This window comes from Desulfoluna sp. CYM3A (assembly GCF_056829965.1).
The window spans coordinates 5,477,718-5,494,100 of record NZ_CP186556.1; the positions used below are offsets into that span (position 1 = coordinate 5,477,718).

The 16,383-nt window shown below is 58.9% G+C and carries 14 protein-coding genes and 1 pseudogene; 12 read left to right on the forward strand and 3 right to left on the reverse strand.

Annotated features, from left to right (window positions below; translation table 11 throughout):
* Positions 1 to 202 precede the first annotated feature (202 nt).
* The 12 genes and pseudogenes from ACOYW1_RS27705 (at position 203) to ACOYW1_RS27760 (ending at position 12,606) form a co-directional block, all read left to right on the forward strand.
* Positions 203 to 757, forward strand: coding sequence for a cyclic nucleotide-binding domain-containing protein (locus ACOYW1_RS27705; protein ID WP_482420526.1), 555 nt, complete (start codon positions 203 to 205; stop codon positions 755 to 757).
* Between the two features lie 145 nt (positions 758 to 902).
* Entirely contained in the window at positions 903 to 1,910 is a 1,008-nt protein-coding gene (locus tag ACOYW1_RS27710) for a radical SAM/SPASM domain-containing protein (RefSeq protein WP_482420527.1), read from the forward strand.
* A 200-nt stretch (positions 1,911 to 2,110) separates the two neighbouring features.
* On the forward strand, positions 2,111 to 2,740 hold the full coding sequence (locus tag ACOYW1_RS27715) for a TetR/AcrR family transcriptional regulator (RefSeq protein WP_482418608.1): 630 nt from the start codon (positions 2,111 to 2,113) through the stop codon (positions 2,738 to 2,740).
* A gap of 283 nt (positions 2,741 to 3,023) precedes the next feature.
* A complete protein-coding gene (locus ACOYW1_RS27720; RefSeq protein ID WP_482420528.1) occupies positions 3,024 to 4,832 on the forward strand; it encodes an acyl-CoA dehydrogenase in 1,809 nt (602 codons plus the stop codon).
* A 212-nt stretch (positions 4,833 to 5,044) separates the two neighbouring features.
* Entirely contained in the window at positions 5,045 to 6,343 is a 1,299-nt protein-coding gene (locus ACOYW1_RS27725) for a helix-turn-helix domain-containing protein (protein WP_482420529.1), read from the forward strand.
* Between the two features lie 416 nt (positions 6,344 to 6,759).
* Positions 6,760 to 7,149: a ketopantoate reductase family protein gene (locus tag ACOYW1_RS27730; RefSeq protein WP_482420530.1), complete on the forward strand. Its 390-nt coding sequence runs from the start codon at positions 6,760 to 6,762 to the stop codon at positions 7,147 to 7,149.
* A gap of 15 nt (positions 7,150 to 7,164) precedes the next feature.
* Positions 7,165 to 7,542 (forward strand): annotated as a pseudogene (locus ACOYW1_RS27735) (ketopantoate reductase family protein); the annotation flags it as partial.
* Positions 7,542 to 8,102 carry an inosine/xanthosine triphosphatase gene (gene yjjX, locus ACOYW1_RS27740; RefSeq protein WP_482420531.1) on the forward strand — a complete coding sequence of 187 codons (561 nt, stop codon included), beginning with the start codon at positions 7,542 to 7,544 and terminating at the stop codon, positions 8,100 to 8,102. The pseudogene ACOYW1_RS27735 and the gene yjjX, both read left to right, overlap by 1 nt.
* Positions 8,095 to 8,874, forward strand: coding sequence for an alpha/beta fold hydrolase (locus ACOYW1_RS27745; protein WP_482420532.1), 780 nt, complete (start codon positions 8,095 to 8,097; stop codon positions 8,872 to 8,874). Before yjjX ends, ACOYW1_RS27745 begins: the two co-directional genes overlap by 8 nt.
* Before the next feature lie 493 nt (positions 8,875 to 9,367).
* A complete protein-coding gene (locus tag ACOYW1_RS27750; protein WP_482420533.1) occupies positions 9,368 to 9,610 on the forward strand; it encodes a hypothetical protein in 243 nt (80 codons plus the stop codon).
* A gap of 472 nt (positions 9,611 to 10,082) precedes the next feature.
* Positions 10,083 to 10,781, forward strand: a complete 699-nt coding sequence (locus ACOYW1_RS27755) for a response regulator (protein ID WP_482420534.1) — start codon at positions 10,083 to 10,085, stop codon at positions 10,779 to 10,781.
* A 58-nt stretch (positions 10,782 to 10,839) separates the two neighbouring features.
* Positions 10,840 to 12,606, forward strand: coding sequence for an ATP-binding protein (locus ACOYW1_RS27760; RefSeq protein WP_482420535.1), 1,767 nt, complete (start codon positions 10,840 to 10,842; stop codon positions 12,604 to 12,606).
* 87 nt (positions 12,607 to 12,693) lie between these two features.
* Here ACOYW1_RS27760 and ACOYW1_RS27765 read toward each other — a convergent pair whose 3' ends face one another.
* From ACOYW1_RS27765 to pstB, 3 genes are all read right to left on the reverse strand, one after another.
* Complete coding sequence (locus ACOYW1_RS27765; RefSeq protein WP_482420536.1) at positions 12,694 to 14,187, reverse strand: glycosyltransferase family 39 protein; 1,494 nt, start codon at positions 14,185 to 14,187, stop codon at positions 12,694 to 12,696.
* A gap of 394 nt (positions 14,188 to 14,581) precedes the next feature.
* Positions 14,582 to 15,244 carry a phosphate signaling complex protein PhoU gene (gene phoU, locus ACOYW1_RS27770; RefSeq protein ID WP_482420537.1) on the reverse strand — a complete coding sequence of 221 codons (663 nt, stop codon included), beginning with the start codon at positions 15,242 to 15,244 and terminating at the stop codon, positions 14,582 to 14,584.
* Positions 15,245 to 15,498: 254 nt separating this feature from the next.
* The gene (gene pstB, locus ACOYW1_RS27775) at positions 15,499 to 16,275 is read right to left on the reverse strand and encodes a phosphate ABC transporter ATP-binding protein PstB (RefSeq protein ID WP_482418618.1); all 777 of its coding nucleotides are present in this window, start codon (positions 16,273 to 16,275) and stop codon (positions 15,499 to 15,501) included.
* Between the last annotated feature and the right edge of the window lie 108 nt (positions 16,276 to 16,383).

Consider the following 16,383-nt stretch of genomic DNA (forward strand, 5'->3'; position numbering starts at 1 on the left):
TTTATTTCGGTGAAGCCCGGAAGGGCTCACCAACGACCTGTTTGTCAAATGTTTTAAAAGTTTGGCCCCCGGAGACGTGTTTGAGCTGAATAGTGACAATTTTTATTGAATAATCTGCAAACAGGGATTAATTTGAAGTCTGTGTCGGATGTGCCGACGGGACCGCTGTGGATTTCTCTATGGAAAGGAGGCAGGAGGCTTCATGATTGAGACGCGATATCTCAAGGATAATATCCAGAATATCCAGAAACTCATGAGCATTCCGGCTTTGAAGAATTTCGAAACCCGTTACCTCGGTAAACTCCTGAAGCTGAGTAAAATCCGTGAGTACGAGGACGGTGAGAAGATCATCAAAGAAGGGGATCGGGATCCCTGGCTCTATTTTTTACTGGCCGGTTCTGTCCGTGTATCCAAAGAGGATGTGGAGATTACCCGGTTGACCAACATCGGGGAGCTGTTCGGGGAGATGCGCATCATCGACTCCCTGAAGCGATCCGCCACGGTGACGGCCGTGGGACGAACCACCTGCATCGCCGTTAACACCATGGCCGGGGAGAAGCTGGAAGGGGACGGGTCCGATCACGACGAACGCCTCGATTTCCTGTTGCTCCTCTACCGCATCTTTGCCGAGTACATGTCCATTCGCCTTCGGGCAACCAACGAGGAATTGATCAAGACCAAACAGGATCTTCAGCGCATCAGAGAAGAGAAAATGAACGTCATCATCAGGCGCCACATCGAAGGCTCCCAGCAATGATGGCCGACTGAGACAGCTCCGGGAAATACCAGGGAGTCACAACCCCATTTCTTCCTGTGCCGCGTTTTTTGTCCGTGTTCGGATCGGCAGATTGCCGTGGGGAGTCTTTTCCCCTGCCTGAAGGTCCGGATGAGAAGGACAAACAATGAGAAAGACCGTATCCTTTACCAAAGACGCCACCAACGTCTTTTTCCATATCCTGACGGCCTGCAACCTCTCCTGCCGCCACTGTTATATCAACCCCACCCAGCACGGAACCCAGACCCTGCCCATTGAGACCATCGAAGAGTGGCTGGCCCTGTTTGCCACGCGCTCCAAGGAGGCCAATATCATCTTCCTCGGCGGGGAGCCCACCATGCATCCCGACCTTGCCCGGGCCGTGAAAAAAGCTAGGGCTTTGGGCTACGCCTCCATCACCATCGATACCAACGGCTACCTCTTTCACGACATCCTCGACAAGGTGACACCGGCCGAGGTAGACGCCCTCTCCTTCAGCCTGGACGGCGCCACCGCCGCCACCAATGACCCCATTCGGGGCAAGGGCTCCTGGGAGACCTGCATGGCGGGCATTCGAAAAGGGGTGGCCAAGGGCTTTTCCACCAGCCTGATCTACACGGTGAGCGGGGCCAACCTCCACGAACTCGATCAGATGCCCGACCTCCTGGAAGAACTCGGGGTGAATCACTTTTTTATCCAGGTGCTGGGAATCCGAGGCAACTCAGCCCGGGAAGAGGCCGAAGAGGAAGGCCTTATGCGCGTCACCCGGGACAACTGGATGGAGGTGGTCCCCAAGGTTGCCGAAGAGGTGGCCCGAAGGGGAATCAAGGTCACCTGGCCCAAGGTGTTCCTGGAGGAGGACGAGGCGTTTGAGTGCGCTGGGCATGTGGCCGACAACCTCTTTCTCTTTCCCAACGGCAGGGTCTACCGCTGCCCCCTGTGCGAAGATTTTCCCGTTCACTCCATGGTCATCGAAGACGGAAAGCTTAAGGACGCCCCCCGCATCAACGAGACCGATCTCTTTGATCTCTCCATTGCCGAGGGGTGCGTCATGAACCGGATCATCCAGCCCGGAAACATTGTATACAAAGAAAATGGGACCCCGGAGTGGCGCGTGGCGTGTTGCCTGCTCAAGGAGGAGATCACCCCGAAGTGAGTCGGGGCAGGGCGGGCGATTCCCCAAGGTATTGGGTAACATACGCACCCCTGATACCAGATCAGGTAGATTTCAGCGACAGGGGGAGGGTGCCGGAACAGCCCGCCCTCCGCGGTTTTCCGATGGTTCGTAGAGAAACAACTTGACAGAATTATAAGTCAAAATAATAATAAAATTTACTTCACTAACTGGGAGGGGGCGTGGCGGATTCGGGACTGAGTAGAAAGGAACGGGAGTACAAACGGCGTCGGGAAGAGATTCTGGAAGCAGCACTTTCCGTTTTTGCGGAGAGGGGGTACTACGGGACCACCATGGCTCAGATCAGTCAGAAGTCCGAATACCCTTTGGGCACCATCTACAAGTACTTCAGTGGAAAAGAGCAGATTTTCCATGACATGGTGATGGACCGGGGCATCCGCCTTGGGCGCCTCATTGCCGAGGCTGCTTCGCGAAAGGATCTGGCCCCCAGGGACAGAGCGTACGCATGTCTCCAGGCCAATGCCCGGTTTCTGAGGAACAACCAGGCCTTTGTGCGGGTGTATATCTCCCTGCGGAGCAGCGTCGACATGATCCTCTCCCCAGAGCTCAACGCCGACATCAATCGCCTCAACGACAAGATGGTGGAGACCTACACCGAGATTTTTCAGGAGGGGGTTGAAAAAGGGGAGTTCAGGCCCTACCCCGCCGAAGACCTCTCGGCCCTGTTCTACGGGGTGATCTTTTCTGCCATCTGGCCCTGGGTCTCCGGGAGCAGGGAGACGTATGACATCGAAGCCTGGTTGAATCGTGCCTTTGAGCTTCTCACCAACGGCTTTTGTGTCTCCAAGTGAGGGAGAGGTCGGGATAGTTATTGACCGACAGGTAAAAATCTGGAATAATACCGCGTTAACGCTGACAATTGGCTTATTTCAGGCCTGTGCAGGGCGTTGCCGCACAAGGCAGACGAGAAAATGGTTTTTTGTGTAAAACCATAAACATAGTTCTGCTTTGAGTAATAATGATTTGGTCGAAAGTGCTGTATTGGAAGGGAATTCATTAGATTTCAGAGCTGACAAGGCCCTTAATATGCCTTAAATAATCTTAAAATGTCTTAATATAAGGAGAGATTTTGTTATGGCACAACAGATTGCAGACCGCAGGGACCAGGATTACGTTCTTCACGAAATGCTGAACGTTGCTCAGTTTTCAGAGACCGAGAAGTACGGTGATTTCAACAAGAAAACCATCGACATGGTTCTGTCCGAAGCCAGGAAGTTCGCCGTCAATGAAATTCTTCCCACCCAGAAGACCGGTGACGAAGAGGGCGTCAAGCTGGAAAACGGCCAGGTGAAGGTACCCCCTTCATTCCACAAGCCCTACAAGCTCTTCTGCGAGAACGAGTGGGTTGCCATGGCCGATGCCCCGGAAGTAGGCGGCCAGGGCCTTCCCCACTCTGTTTCCCTGGCTTGCGGTGAGCTTTTCACCGGCGCCAACTGCGCTTTCCTTATGTACCCCGGCCTCACCCACGGCTGCGGCAACATCATCGCCAGCCTCGGTTCCGACAAGCAGAAGGAGCTCTACCTCAAGAAGCTCTACTCCGGCGAGTGGGGCGGCACCATGTGTCTCACCGAAGCCAACGCAGGCAGCGACGTGGGCGCCCTTGAGTCCGTGGCCACCCCCAACGACGACGGCACCTACAACATCGTGGGCAACAAGATCTTCATCTCCGGCGGCGACTCCGACATGGTTCCCAACGTGATCCACCCGGTTCTCGCCCGTATCGAAGGCTCCCCCGCAGGGACCCGCGGTATCTCCCTGTTCATCGTGCCCAAGCTCTGGGTCAACGACGACGGCAGCTTCGGCGAAGACAACGACGTTGTCGTTACCGGTGTTGAGCACAAGATGGGCATCCACGGCAACGCCACCTGCTCCATCGCTTTCGGCGGCAAGGGCAAGTGCCGCGGTACCCTCATCGGTGAGAAGAACAAGGGCATGAAGGCCATGTTCCTCATGATGAACGAAGCCCGTCAGGGCGTTGCTCTCCAGGGTCACGGTTTTGCCACCACCTCTTACATGAACGCCGTGAACTACGCCAAAGAGCGTATCCAGAGCCCCAACCTGCTCTCCATGCTCGACGCCGAGCCCAAGGGTGTGCCCATCATCCAGCACCCCGACGTACGTCGCAACCTGCTCATCATGAAGTCCTACGTGGAAGGCATGCGTTCCCTGCTCTACTACATGGGCTTCTGCTTCGACATGGTCTCCACCGCCGAAGACGAAGCAGTTCGTGACAAGTACAACGGCCTCATCGAGATCGTGACCCCCGTTGCCAAGAGCTACGGCACCGACAAGGGCTTCGAAGTCTGCTCCCTGGGTATCCAGATCTACGGCGGCTACGGCTTCATCGAAGAGTATCCCCAGGCCCAGCTCCTTCGTGACTGCAAGATTACCTCCATCTACGAAGGCACCAACGGGATCCAGGCCATGGACCTCCTCGGCCGTAAGCTCGGCATGAAGAAAGGCAAGCCCATGATGGACCTGATGGGTGAGATCCAGGCTGCCATCGCCCTGGCCAAGGAAGCCGGTCTCGAAGACCTGGCTGCCAAGGTTGAAGCCGCCCTGAACAAAGTGGGTGAGTGCGCCATGGCCATCGGTGGCGCCGCCATGAGCGAGAAGCTCCTCGACGCCTTCGGTTCCGCTACCCTCTTCCAGGAGTGCTGCGGTGACCTGATCATGGCTTGGATGCACCTCTGGAGAGCTGCCGTTGCTCAGCCCAAGATCGAAAAAGCCAAGAAGAAGGACAAAGCCTTCTACGAAGGTCAGGTGGTTACCGCCAAGTTCTTCATCGAGCACATGCTGCCCATCGGCCTCGGCAAGATGGACTCTGTCAAAGGCCTCACCGGCTCCATCATGGAGATGCCCGAAGACGCATTCATCGGCTAACCGATAAGAGGTTATAGGGGATTTCATCCCTGATCAGTGCTATATATAAGCCCGGAAGAGTGTGCCTCGCATCCTCTTCCGGGCTTTGTTATTATGGGGAGACGCGTGTTACCGGCGCGGGCGTTAGGAGGGGACGCTTCCGGCCGCATGCGTGGCGAACCATGAACGGGATCTTTAATTTTAGGGCTCACAACCATTTTGAGGACGTAAGAATGCACCAAAAAGCGGGAACCGGCATCGGGAAAGTGGACGAGATACTTGACGGACTTCGGGTGGGAGACAACGTCATCTGGCATGATGATTCCGGGAGCCTGGCTTCCGACTACTGCCTGAAACTCATGGAAGCATCCGCACGGGAAGACAAGCCGGTGATCTATGTCAGTTTCGACCGGTCTCCCAACAACCTCGTGAAAAAGCTGGGACCCCTGGCCGACGCCCCCGGGCTCACCATCCTGGACTGTTTCACCCACGGCAAAGGCGGGGGCAGTGAGCTGTTCCTCAAGTACTACAGCTCGCGGGAACGAAACGCCAACGTGATCCTGGTGGAGAACCCCTCGGATCCTTCGGCCCTCTCCGACGCCCTGGAAAGCAATCTGGCGGACCACGGCCTGGACACCCGGTTTATCTTTGAGTCCATCACCGGCATGCAGGACCTCTGGGGCGATGAGGAGCGGATTCTGAAGTTCTACACCCGCACCTGCCCCAAGCTTTATGAACTGAGCACCATTGCGTACTGGCTCATCGAGCATCGGGCCCACAGCGACCGGCTCAAGGCGGGTATCGCCCAGATCGCCCAGGTCAATCCAATTGAGCTCTCCGTCAAACGAGGCAAATTCTTCTTCAACCTCATCAAAGCCGAAGGCCGGGAACACGGCCCCTTGAACAAGCCCCAGGGCTACTGGGTGCGGGACGGGGAGGTGGTGTTCGGCTCCGGGGACCAGAAGGGCTGGGGCCGCATCGACATCGGGAGCCGCCTCAAGCACTTCCGCACCTCCGCCGGCCTCTCCCAGACCGGTCTGGCCAAGCAGGTGGGGGTCACCCCCAGCACCATCAGCCAGATTGAAAACGGCCAGATCTACCCCTCCCTTCCCGCCCTCTTCCGCATGGCAGAGCTCCTTGCCGTGGAAACAGGCTCCTTCTTCTCGGACAACTCCGCCGAAGAGGCCACCCCGGTCTACGAGCCCTCCCAGTGGCAGGACATCAACATCCCGGGCATCACAGGAAAAGGCGGATCCGTGCGCCAGGTGATCCCCTCGGGCGGCGACACGGGCTTTGAGGTGTGGCTCCTGGAGATCGAGCCGGGCCGGGTCATCAAACAGCACTTCTTCGACGAGAAGTGCGAAGAGGTGGGCTACGTCATCAAGGGCAGCGTCCTCTTCCAGAGCGGCAGCCGCGACCTCGAAGCCGTGGAAGGCTCCCTCATCCACCTGGTGGAACGCACCCCCTCCCGCTGGAAAAACAAAGGGGAGGAAAAAGCGGTGATCCTCTGGCTCAAACTGCGCCAGGTGTAAAGCGTACGGGAAGAAAAAAAGCCTCCGGCGGCCCTGCCGGGGGCCAAACGTTTAAAACGTTTGACAAACTGGTTTTTGTGAATTGCTTGGACCTTTTGGAAGATCGTACCTATTCGACTATATAAAATTAACGAACAGGCATCGCCTTCTGCCGCTCAGCCCCACTGGGGCTGAGCGGCAGAAGGCGATGCAACCGGAACGTTTTTGCGGAGCTTTTTTCAAAAAGCGACCCGCCGGAGGCAGCGAAAGGATATTCATAATATGAAAGTACTGGTGTTTGGGGGCGGTGCCGTGGGATTGGGACTGGCGTCGTGCCTTGCTGAGGCGGGGGTGACCCCGGATATTGTGACCCGGAAAGAGGGCGCTGACGTCATTGCCTAGAGGGGCTCAAGCGCACGGGGCTGTTGGGGCAGGCGGTGTTTCGCAACGTGCGGGCCGGGGTGTCCCCGGATGATTTTTCGGCAAGCGGGCCCTATGATTATGTGCTTGTCTGCACCAAGTCCAGCGCCACGGGGGAGGCGGGAAAGGCCCTTTCAGCGGTTCCCGGGCTTTTGGGGCCAGCCACCTGCGTGGTGCTCTGCCAGAACGGCTGGGGCAACCGGGAGCGGGTTTCCCGCTGGGTGGATCCCGACCGGGTTTACAATGCCCGGGTCATCACCGGGTTTTCCCGGCCGGCACCCAACACCAGCCACATTACGGTCCATGTGGCCCCCATCTCCATGGGGCATCTGGAGAGGTCCATGGACGGGGAGCTGGTGGCGGTCGTAGAGGCGGCCAGCAGGTCAGCCAGGCTTGATCTTGGCTGAGGAGACCTCTGGGCCAAGATGCTTTTTAACGGTTCCCTGAACTCTCTGGGGGCCATCTTCGGTGTGCCCTACGGCAAGCTCTCCGACCACCCCGAAGGGCTGCGCCTGATGCGGTCCGTGGTCAACGAGATTTTTGCGGTGATGGCAGCGGCCGGCTACCGTACCTGGTGGGAGACCCCGGAGGAGTATTTTCAGGTACTCACCGGCGACCTTCTTCCCACGGCAGCCACCCACGTCTCGTCGACCCTCCAGGACCTCAAGGCGGGCAAGAAGACCGAGATCGACGCCCTCACCGGCGAGGTGGTGCGCTTAGGGGAAAAACACGGGGTGCCGGTGCCCGTGAACCAGACGGTGCTGGATATCATCGGGTTTATGGAAAAGGATTGTGCGTGATGTCAGAGGACAGTGTTCGGGTGGCCGTGGGATCGGCCAACCCCAACAAGCTTGATGCGGTAAAAAGGGCTTTTCAAGGCTTTAACAGATTCAACAACCTTTCGTTTGTGTCGGTGGCCTCTCCCTCCGGGGTGTCGGACCAGCCGGTGGGCTATGAGGAGACCCTCAGCGGGGCCGACAACAGAGCCCAGGGGGCCTACGGCGGCTCCGGCTTCGGCGTGGGACTGGAGTCGGGCCTGGTACCCGTTGCCGGAACCGAGACCGGATACATGAACCTCACCGCCTGCGTGATCTATGACGGCCAGCGGTTTCACCGGGGCGTGGGGCCGGCCTTTGAGCTCCCCGGCGAGGTGTGTCGGATGGTTGTGGACGGGGGCTGCGAGCTGGACGAGGCCGTGCACCGGGCCGGGCTCTCAGAGAGCCGGCGTATCGGCTATGCCGAAGGGATCATCGGCCTTCTCTCAAACGGGGCCGTGACCCGTGCCGATTACATGGTCCCTGCCGTAACCATGGCCCTGGTGGCCCTTGCCGCCTCCGTAAAAGGAGAGGCCCATGCGTGAGGAGCAGACGCTTTCTGTTCTGGGCCAGACCCTTTACACCGTGTGTGTGAAAGGGGACAGCCCCGGTGCCGTGCCCATCGTGCTGCTGCATGAAGGGCTGGGGTGTGTGGGCATGTGGCACGACTTTCCCGAGGTCCTCAGCCGGGCCACGGGCCGGACGGTCTGGGCATGGGATCGTTGGGGATACGGCAAATCATCCCCTTTGACAGAGTGGGAAGCCAACTCCCAGTACCCCGCCTTTGAGGCGGAGACCATGCTCCCGTTGGTGCTTGATGCCCTGGGCCTTTCCCAGGCCCTCTTTTTCGGCCACAGCGACGGCGGCACCATTGCCCTGTTGTTCGGGGCCATGTTTCCCCACCGGACAGCCGGGATTGTGGTGGAGGCCTGCCATGTGTATGTGGACGAGCTCACCATCGACGGCATTGCCGATGCCGACAGCTACTTTGCCGAGGGCACCTTTCGGGAAAAACTCGCACGGCACCATGGGGACAACACGGAAAAAGCCTTTAGGCGCTGGGCCGACACCTGGCTTTCCCCTTCCCATCGAACCTGGGATATCACCGAGGCCATCTCCGCGGTGACGGCCCCCACCCTGGTGATCCAGGGGGAACACGACCAGTACGGCACCTGGGGCCAGGTGGAGGCCATCTGCCGCTCGGTGGCCGGGGCCACGGCCCTTAAGGTGAGCGACTGCCGCCACGTGGCCCACCACGAGAAGCGGGACGAGGTGGTGGCCGCCCTGGTTGATTTTTACGATGGCGCAGCCGGGTGAGGGCAAACGCATTGAGTTTTTACCTCCGATGGCCCTGTTGGAGGCAAGTTGAATCGTTAAATACTTGTAACTATTCAGCTTATGCCTCCGGCGGCCCTGCCGGGGGCTAAACTTTTGCCTGATTTTATAAAGGCGGGTTTAACAAACAGGTTTTAAAAAATCTTTTTGAGTGAATTTTTACTTTAAAGGCGGATGTGATTTGACCCGAGGAACGAGGGGCAAAACACATCCGCAACCTGCTTTCAAGGTGGCACACCTTGCCGCCGGAGGCTGTTTTTTTTGAGCTGAATAGTTACAAATGCGTTGGCTCTGGCGGGGTGTGAACCCGCCTTGAACCTTTGGGGTAAGGGGTGTATATTGAAGTGGAATCAGTTGGATAGGCGCGGAATCCTTGCGGGCGGTGCGTCGCCTGCAAAGGGCGGTCACGGCCGTGGGCCAAAGCCCGGTGCCGTGAGTCGTTTCGTGCCTGACACGCCCTGTGCCGGGAGGTCCTATGAGTACCATTATTCATCTCGACCCGGAAGCGATGTCCCGCCTTGCGACGTTGGAGCGGCGCTTCGGGCTGGATCGGCGTGAACCGTTTGAGCGCCGACAGGGGTATGGGGTGCTCCACAGCGCCGAAGTGGGCGGGGTGGAGAATCGGTGTATTTTGGAACGGAGACGTTCCAGTGAGCGTCGTTTCGGATGGTTTCGCATGGGCCGATGGAGCAGCTCCTGCGATAAAGGCCCCGCATGAGGTACCGTCGAAACGGCAAAGGGGGGCCGTATGGCAGAAACCCAGGAGAGGAGAGACGGGAATAACAAGCGATTTCACTTTGATACCTATCCGAAATGGAGACGCCGGGGCGACGAACGGCGTCAACGGGGCACTTTCGAGGGGAAAGGGCTCTTTCGGCGTCGGCCCGGGGATCGGCGCATCGGATTTCTGGCGCGCATCTCACGGTACATCTTTCCCAGGGGATTTCCCGAAGATAGGTAACCATATCAAAGGCCCCGGCCTTCGGGTGCCGGGGCTACGACAACAAGGCGAGGTTCCATGGAACCTCGCCTTTTTTTTATCCCGTGGCGGCATGGGGGCCCTTGGAAAACGGGGAGATTACACGATCCATACACCTGCCTAACACAAGCCTAACACAACGGGTTTACAACCTACAGCACCCTTGACGGGCTCGTTGGCCGTCAAAGCCACCCTTTCCATGGAGAACGTGATGAAACCCAAAGCACATATGCTGGTCGTGGATGATGAAGAGGACATTCTGGACCTGGTGAAATACAACCTCGAACGGGAAGGCTACAAGGTGACCTGTACGGCAAGCGGGGAGCGCGCCGTGGAGATCGCCAGGCGTGAAACCGTGGATCTCATTGTCCTGGACCTCATGCTGCCCGGTATCGACGGGCTGGAGGTGACCCGCAGCCTCAAAGGGAGCCCTGCCACCGCGGATATTCCCATTGTGATGCTTTCGGCCAAGGGAGAAGAGGCCGACATCGTCACCGGCCTGGAGCTGGGTGCCGATGATTACGTGGCCAAGCCCTTCAGCCCCCGGGAGCTCCTGGCACGGGTCCGGGCGGTGAGGAGACGCACCGACAAGGGGGAAAGGGACGCGACCATGGACGAGGTGCTCCTCTTGGGGGAGATCGAGATTCGTCCCGGCAGGGTCCAGGTGAAGGTGCAGGGCCAGGCGGTGGAACTCACCTTCTCCGAGTTTTCCCTGCTGCTGCTCCTGGCCCGGCGACCCGGGTGGGTTTTCACCCGGTCCCAGATCGTGGACGGCATCCGGGGGGACAACTATGCGGTTACGGATCGCAGCGTGGACGTGATTGTGGCCGGTTTGCGCAAGAAACTCGGGCCCTGCAGCCAATATGTCGAAACGGTCCGGGGCATCGGTTATCGGTTCAAAGAGGTCTGACATCCGGTCAAGGCCGCGGTTTCTTTTTTACCCCTTATACACAGGCAATGATAGATCCATGATGCAGCGTAAACGTCTTTTCTGGCAGCTTTTTCCCTCCTATGTGGGGATCCTTGTCCTGGCCCTTACGGCGGTAAGCCTTCTGGCCATCTCCTCCATGACCTCCTTTTATCACCAGCAGACCCTCCGGGACCTGGAGTCCCTGGCCGGGGTCATGGGACTTCGGGTGGGCCCCCTCATGGACGGGGATCGTTTAGCCGACATCGACGCTTACTGCAAGGCGTCGTCCCAACGCTCCGGCAGCCGCGTGACGGTCATTGACCGGGACGGGTGGGTCCTGGGGGATTCCACAAAGGATTCGGCCGCCATGGAGAACCATGGTTCCCGCCCGGAGGTGGTGAAGGCCCTGGAAGGCGTGACGGGCTTGTCCATTCGCTTCAGTGCCACCTTGACCACCAACATGATGTATGTGGCCATTCCCATTGAGCAGGACAACGTGGTGCTGGGGGTGGTGCGTACGGCGCTTCCCATGACGGCCCTTGAAGGCGAAGTCCGCTCCGTTCAGAAACGCATCATCTTCTGGGGGCTGGCCACCGCCCTGGTGGCCGGATTCATAAGTCTCGTGGTCTCCCGGAAGATCAGCCGCCCCATCTCCGACATGCAGCGGAGTGCGCGCCTTTTTGCCGAAGGGGACTTCAGCCACAAGCTTTACGTCCCTGACTCTTTAGAGATCGGCGGGCTCGCCGAGTCCATGAACCTGATGGCACATCAGCTGGATGAGCGCATCCGCACCACCACCCGCCAGAGAAACGAGATGGAGGCCGTTTTGTCGAGCATGGTGGAAGGGGTGATGGCCGTGGACGCGGATTTTTCCATCATCAGCATGAACGCGGCGGCCCATGGGATTTTCGGCCTGGTGCCGGGGGAGGCCGTGGGCTTCGGGGTGTCCGAAGCGATCCGCAACATCGCTTTCCTCGGTTTTGCGAAAAACGCAGCAGGGCAGGCCGAGGCATGGAAAAGGTACATCAAGCTCTGGGACAACAGGGAGACCTTGCTCCACAGCCGGAGCACGCCCCTGAAGGGGGTGGGGGAGGCGCGCCTGGGAACCCTCATCGTGTTTAACGACGTCACCCGCATGCGTCGGCTGGAAAGTATGCGCCGGGACTTTGCCTCCAACGCGTCCCATGAGATGCGCACCCCGTTGACCTGCATCAAGGGCGCCGTGGAGACGATCCTGCTGGAAAAAGAGAAGCTTCCCGAGAGCCATGATCGCTTTTACACCATTATCGAAAAGAACGTGGAGCGGATGACCCACCTCATTGAGGACCTTCTGGAACTCTCCCGCATCGAGCAGCAGCAGGGGGAGCTTTCCCTGACGCCGTCTCAGGTGGACGGGGTGCTGGAGACCAGCCTTCTTCTTCTTTCGGGAAGCGCCGACGCCAAGGATGTGACGCTGGAGGTGACAGGGGCCAAAGGGGTGATGGCCACCTTCGACCCCATGCTCCTGGAGCGTGCTGTGGTGAACCTACTGGACAACGCCATCAAGTACAGTCCGGCCCGGAGCACCGTCACCGTGGCTGTGGCACGAACCGAGGACAGGGTGGAGATCCGGGTGTCGGACCAGGGGTGCGGAATTCCTGCCGAGCACATTCCCCGGCTCTTTGAGCGCTTTTACCGGGTGGACAGTGCCCGGAGCCGAAAGCTTGGGGGCACAGGCCTGGGCCTTGCCATCGTCAAGCACGTGATGCACCTGCTCAACGGAGAGGTGAGGGTGGAAAGCACCCCTGAAAAAGGTTCCACCTTTACCCTGGTTGTTCCAAGCTGAGAAACCAAAGGACCAGGAAAAACAAACCCGGAGAGCTGAGCGAACCCACACCGCCCAGCTCTCCGGGTTTTTTGTTGCGATTCTGCTTTATCGTCCCCGTACAAACAGGAGACTTCCGCCCTTTTCAAGGGGAACCTTTTCCACAATGGTCACCGGGACCATGGAGAGGGCTTCCGGGAGGTGATCCGCGGCATCGGACTGCATGAGCAGGGTGTCATAATCGGGGTCTCCTCCTTTGAGGATGTCAAAGCAGCGATCCAGGTTGTCGGTGTTGAGCAGGTGAAGCCGCCCGTAAAAACAGAGGGAGGCCCGGAGGCGGCGGTCCACCCCGTACGCTGCGGTGCCCTTGTGTGGGTGGGTTTGGATGGCGGTGATCAGGGGGCGGATCTCCGATGCCCGGTGACCGGTCATGGCGGAAAAGGGGCCGTTGGCCAGGGTTACCCAGAGGATGGCGGTGACGGTGAGGAGTCGCCCCGTGCGGGTGAGGGGGATGGCCTTCACCACGCAGGTGACGGCGGCCAGGACCAGCCCTGCGGCGGCAAAGGGAGAGACGAGGTCACCCCGGAGGAGCCCCGGCAGGATGGCGTGGTCGGTGCGAAGGCTAAAAAGGCGCAGGCCCGGGGAGAAGGCCAGGATGAACAGGATCAGAATCACCGCCCAGGACCAGGCTGCGGCAAAAGGGCGTACCCACATGGGTATTCCGTCCTTCAGGACAAAGGCTGCCATGAGGGCCAGGGGGGGGAGTACCGGGCTGAGCCCCGTCTCACCGGTGATGGTGGGGAGAAGGGAGGCAAGGAACCAGAAGATAATGAACATGGGGGTTGGAGACAGGGTACCGCTCCGTAAGGTGCGGGCTGTAACGAGCCCCACATAGATAAAGAACAAGGGCGTCCAGGGCCAGGTCTGGGCAAGGATCTGCAGGGCCAGCTTGGTGGGTGCCGGAGGCGGGCCGGGGGGTGATGCGGGGAGCCAGAACCCCTGTGTAATGGGGGCCACCGTATGGCCGATGACCAGGGTAACCATGCCTCCGCTCGTGAGGACGAGGATGGCCAGAAGGGCGGCCAGGTGAAAAAAGAGATGGCTGACATGGCTGGTTCTTTCCGGGCCTCGGGAGCTGATAAACCAGACAATGCCCGCGGCCCAGACACAGGCGATGAGCAGGAGCCCGTCCCATGAGCTGGTGAGAAAGGCTCCGGCCGTTGCCGTTCCCGCCATGAGGATCCAGGGCGGTGAATCGTCCACAAAGGTTCTAAAGGTTGCCGTCACCGAAGCCATCAGGAAAAAAAGCAGGGCCGGGTCCCGGCCGATCCACCCGGCACCGAAGGCAAAACCGGGCATGGTGGCCAGAAGGGCTGTGGCCAGGAGCGCAAACCTGCTTTTTCCGTAACGCAGGGCAAAGGTGAAGAAGAGCACCAGGGTACCCAGGCTGAAAAGGGCCGAGGTCAGGCGAAGGGGAGCCATGCCCTCCAGAAAGGGGGCTGTGGCATGGGACAATGCGGCCGCGGCAAGGGGGTAGAGCGGGGGAAGGCCTGCGAGGTACTCCTGAACCGTGGCCAGGGTGAGGGATGGGGCCGAGGCCATGCAGGGCGGCTGCCGCCGTCACCGGGTCATCGGTGGCAAGGGGAGCTTCTCCCACCAGGCCGGTAATGGGGAGAGTGAAGGCTGACACCAGCACCAGGGTCAGGAACAGGGCGACCCGCGGGTTGTTGATTCTGACCATGGCTCTCTGCTGTATGGGCCCGTCGGAATGGGGCCGTAGTCGGGTGGTTTGGGTTGTAAGGGTGCAGGGGCGGACCCGTCCTTCACCAGACAGGACAGGTTTTGAAGCGTATGTTTATTGTGTTGGTTGAGTGTTTTAATTAAAGAACATTGGTTATAAAGTCGGAAAAGTCAAGACAATTTCATGGGGCGGGGACGTAGAAATGCTGAGGGGGGCCGAAGAGCCCCTTGTTAAGGGGCTCGGTCGGCAACGGGGTTAATCCAGGGCTTCTGTGTGGCGGATAATCTCTCCCTTGCGCATGTAGATCACCTCTTCTGCGATGTTGGTGGCGTGATCGGCAATGCGTTCCAGGTGCCGGGAGACAAGAAAGAGGTTGATGAGGTACCCGGCTTCGTCCGGGGTTTGGGAGATGGCCTCTTTGATGCGGTCGTAAGCCGCGTTGCGCATGGCGTCAACCTCTTCATCCATGAAGCGGACCTTTTCGGCCATCTCGTCGTCCTGGCGGACAAAGGCATCCAGGCTCATTTTGAGCATCAGGCCGGATTTGTCCGCCATTTCGGTGTAATCGTAGGTGAAGCCCGGATTTTTTTTGGACGCCAGGGTTTTGATGCGTACGGCAATGTTGACGGCCTGGTCGGCAATGCGCTCCAGGTCGTTGTTGATCTTGATGACCACCACCAGGGATCGCAAATCACCGGCCACGGGCTGGTGCAGGGCCAGGACCTTGAGGCACTCCTCTTCGATCTGGACCTCCTTTAAGTCGATCTCCTCGTCTTTTTCAATGATCTCCCGGGCCAGGTCCAGGTCCATGTCGTTTAATGCGCGGATGGCCAGCCGGAAGCGGTCTTCGGTGAGGGCTCCCAACGAGAGGAGCATACGCCGGATTTTATCGAGTTCCCGTTGCAGATGGATGGTCATGGTTACTCTCTATCACCCGGTACACCGGGTGCCTCCTTGAAGGTAAAAAATCAATAAATGCTTAAAAATGAGGCCTCCGGCGGCCCTGCCGGGGGCCAAACTTTTGAAAAGTTTGATAAACAGGCTAAAAAAACAGATTCGGTTTAATTTGAAGCATAGGCGAATGTGATTTTCCCTGAGGAACGAAGGGGAAAGCGCATTCGCAACCTGCTTTCGAGGTGGCTCACCTCGCCGCCGGAGGCAAGCTTTTTCCCTTACCCGAACCGGCCGGTGATGTAGTCTTCGGTCTCTTTTTTCACCGGTTTGGTGAAGAGGGTGTTGGTGTCCCCCACCTCCACGAGCTTGCCCATGTAGAAGAAGGCGGTGGTGTCGGAGACCCGGGCCGCCTGCTGCATGTTGTGGGTGACGATGATGATGGTGTAGCGCTCCTTGAGCTCCAGGACGAGCTCTTCGATTTTCTGGGTGGCGATGGGATCCAGGGCCGAGGCCGGCTCGTCCATGAGCAGGATCTCCGGTTCCACGGCCAGGGCCCGGGCAATGCAGAGGCGCTGCTGCTGCCCCCCGGAGAGTCCCAGGGCGGGTTTGTGGAGCCGGTCTTTGACCTCGTCCCAGAGGGCGGCCTGGATCAGGCTTCGCTCCACCCGGGAGGCCACCATGGATTTGTTGGTGATGCCGTTTACCTTGAGGCCGTAGGCCACGTTGTCGTAGATGCTCTTGGGAAAGGGGTTGGGTTTTTGGAACACCATGCCGATGTGCCGCCTGAGGGAGACCACGTCGATTTTTTTCTCCAGGATGTTCTTCCCCTCAAAGATCACTTCCCCCTCGCTGCGGGTGCCGGCCGTGAGGTCGTTCATGCGGTTCAGGCACCGGAGAAAAGAGCTCTTTCCACACCCCGAAGGGCCGATGAGAGCGGTGACCTGCCGTTCGGCAAAGGGCAGGGTGATCCCGTGGAGGGCCTGGAAGTCTCCGTAGAAAAGGCTCAGGTCCCTGGCGTGGATAATGGTGTCGTGGGTCTCGTTTTGTTGGGTCATGTTAAGTCACTTTTTATGAATGATACGTTTTTCGGTAACGGTTCTGCTTAAAAACACGCGGCGAGAACGTGTCCTGTAGCCTCGACGCTTGTGAGCCAGCCCGTAGAA

Bases quoted from the DNA above. Each gene is read 5' to 3' on its own strand.
- ACOYW1_RS27760 (WP_482420535.1), top strand. From the start codon at position 10,840: ATGATGCAGCGTAAACGTCTTTTCTGGCAGCTTTTTCCCTCCTATGTG.
- ACOYW1_RS27755 (WP_482420534.1), top strand. From the start codon at position 10,083: ATGAAACCCAAAGCACATATGCTGGTCGTGGATGATGAAGAGGACATT.
- ACOYW1_RS27725 (WP_482420529.1), top strand. From the start codon at position 5,045: ATGCACCAAAAAGCGGGAACCGGCATCGGGAAAGTGGACGAGATACTT.
- ACOYW1_RS27745 (WP_482420532.1), top strand. From the start codon at position 8,095: ATGCGTGAGGAGCAGACGCTTTCTGTTCTGGGCCAGACCCTTTACACC.
- yjjX (WP_482420531.1), top strand. From the start codon at position 7,542: ATGTCAGAGGACAGTGTTCGGGTGGCCGTGGGATCGGCCAACCCCAAC.
- ACOYW1_RS27705 (WP_482420526.1), top strand. From the start codon at position 203: ATGATTGAGACGCGATATCTCAAGGATAATATCCAGAATATCCAGAAA.
- phoU (WP_482420537.1), bottom strand. From the start codon at position 15,244: ATGACCATCCATCTGCAACGGGAACTCGATAAAATCCGGCGTATGCTC.
- ACOYW1_RS27765 (WP_482420536.1), bottom strand. From the start codon at position 14,187: ATGGCCTCGGCCCCATCCCTCACCCTGGCCACGGTTCAGGAGTACCTC.
- ACOYW1_RS27710 (WP_482420527.1), top strand. From the start codon at position 903: ATGAGAAAGACCGTATCCTTTACCAAAGACGCCACCAACGTCTTTTTC.
- pstB (WP_482418618.1), bottom strand. From the start codon at position 16,275: ATGACCCAACAAAACGAGACCCACGACACCATTATCCACGCCAGGGAC.
- ACOYW1_RS27750 (WP_482420533.1), top strand. From the start codon at position 9,368: ATGAGTACCATTATTCATCTCGACCCGGAAGCGATGTCCCGCCTTGCG.
- ACOYW1_RS27720 (WP_482420528.1), top strand. From the start codon at position 3,024: ATGGCACAACAGATTGCAGACCGCAGGGACCAGGATTACGTTCTTCAC.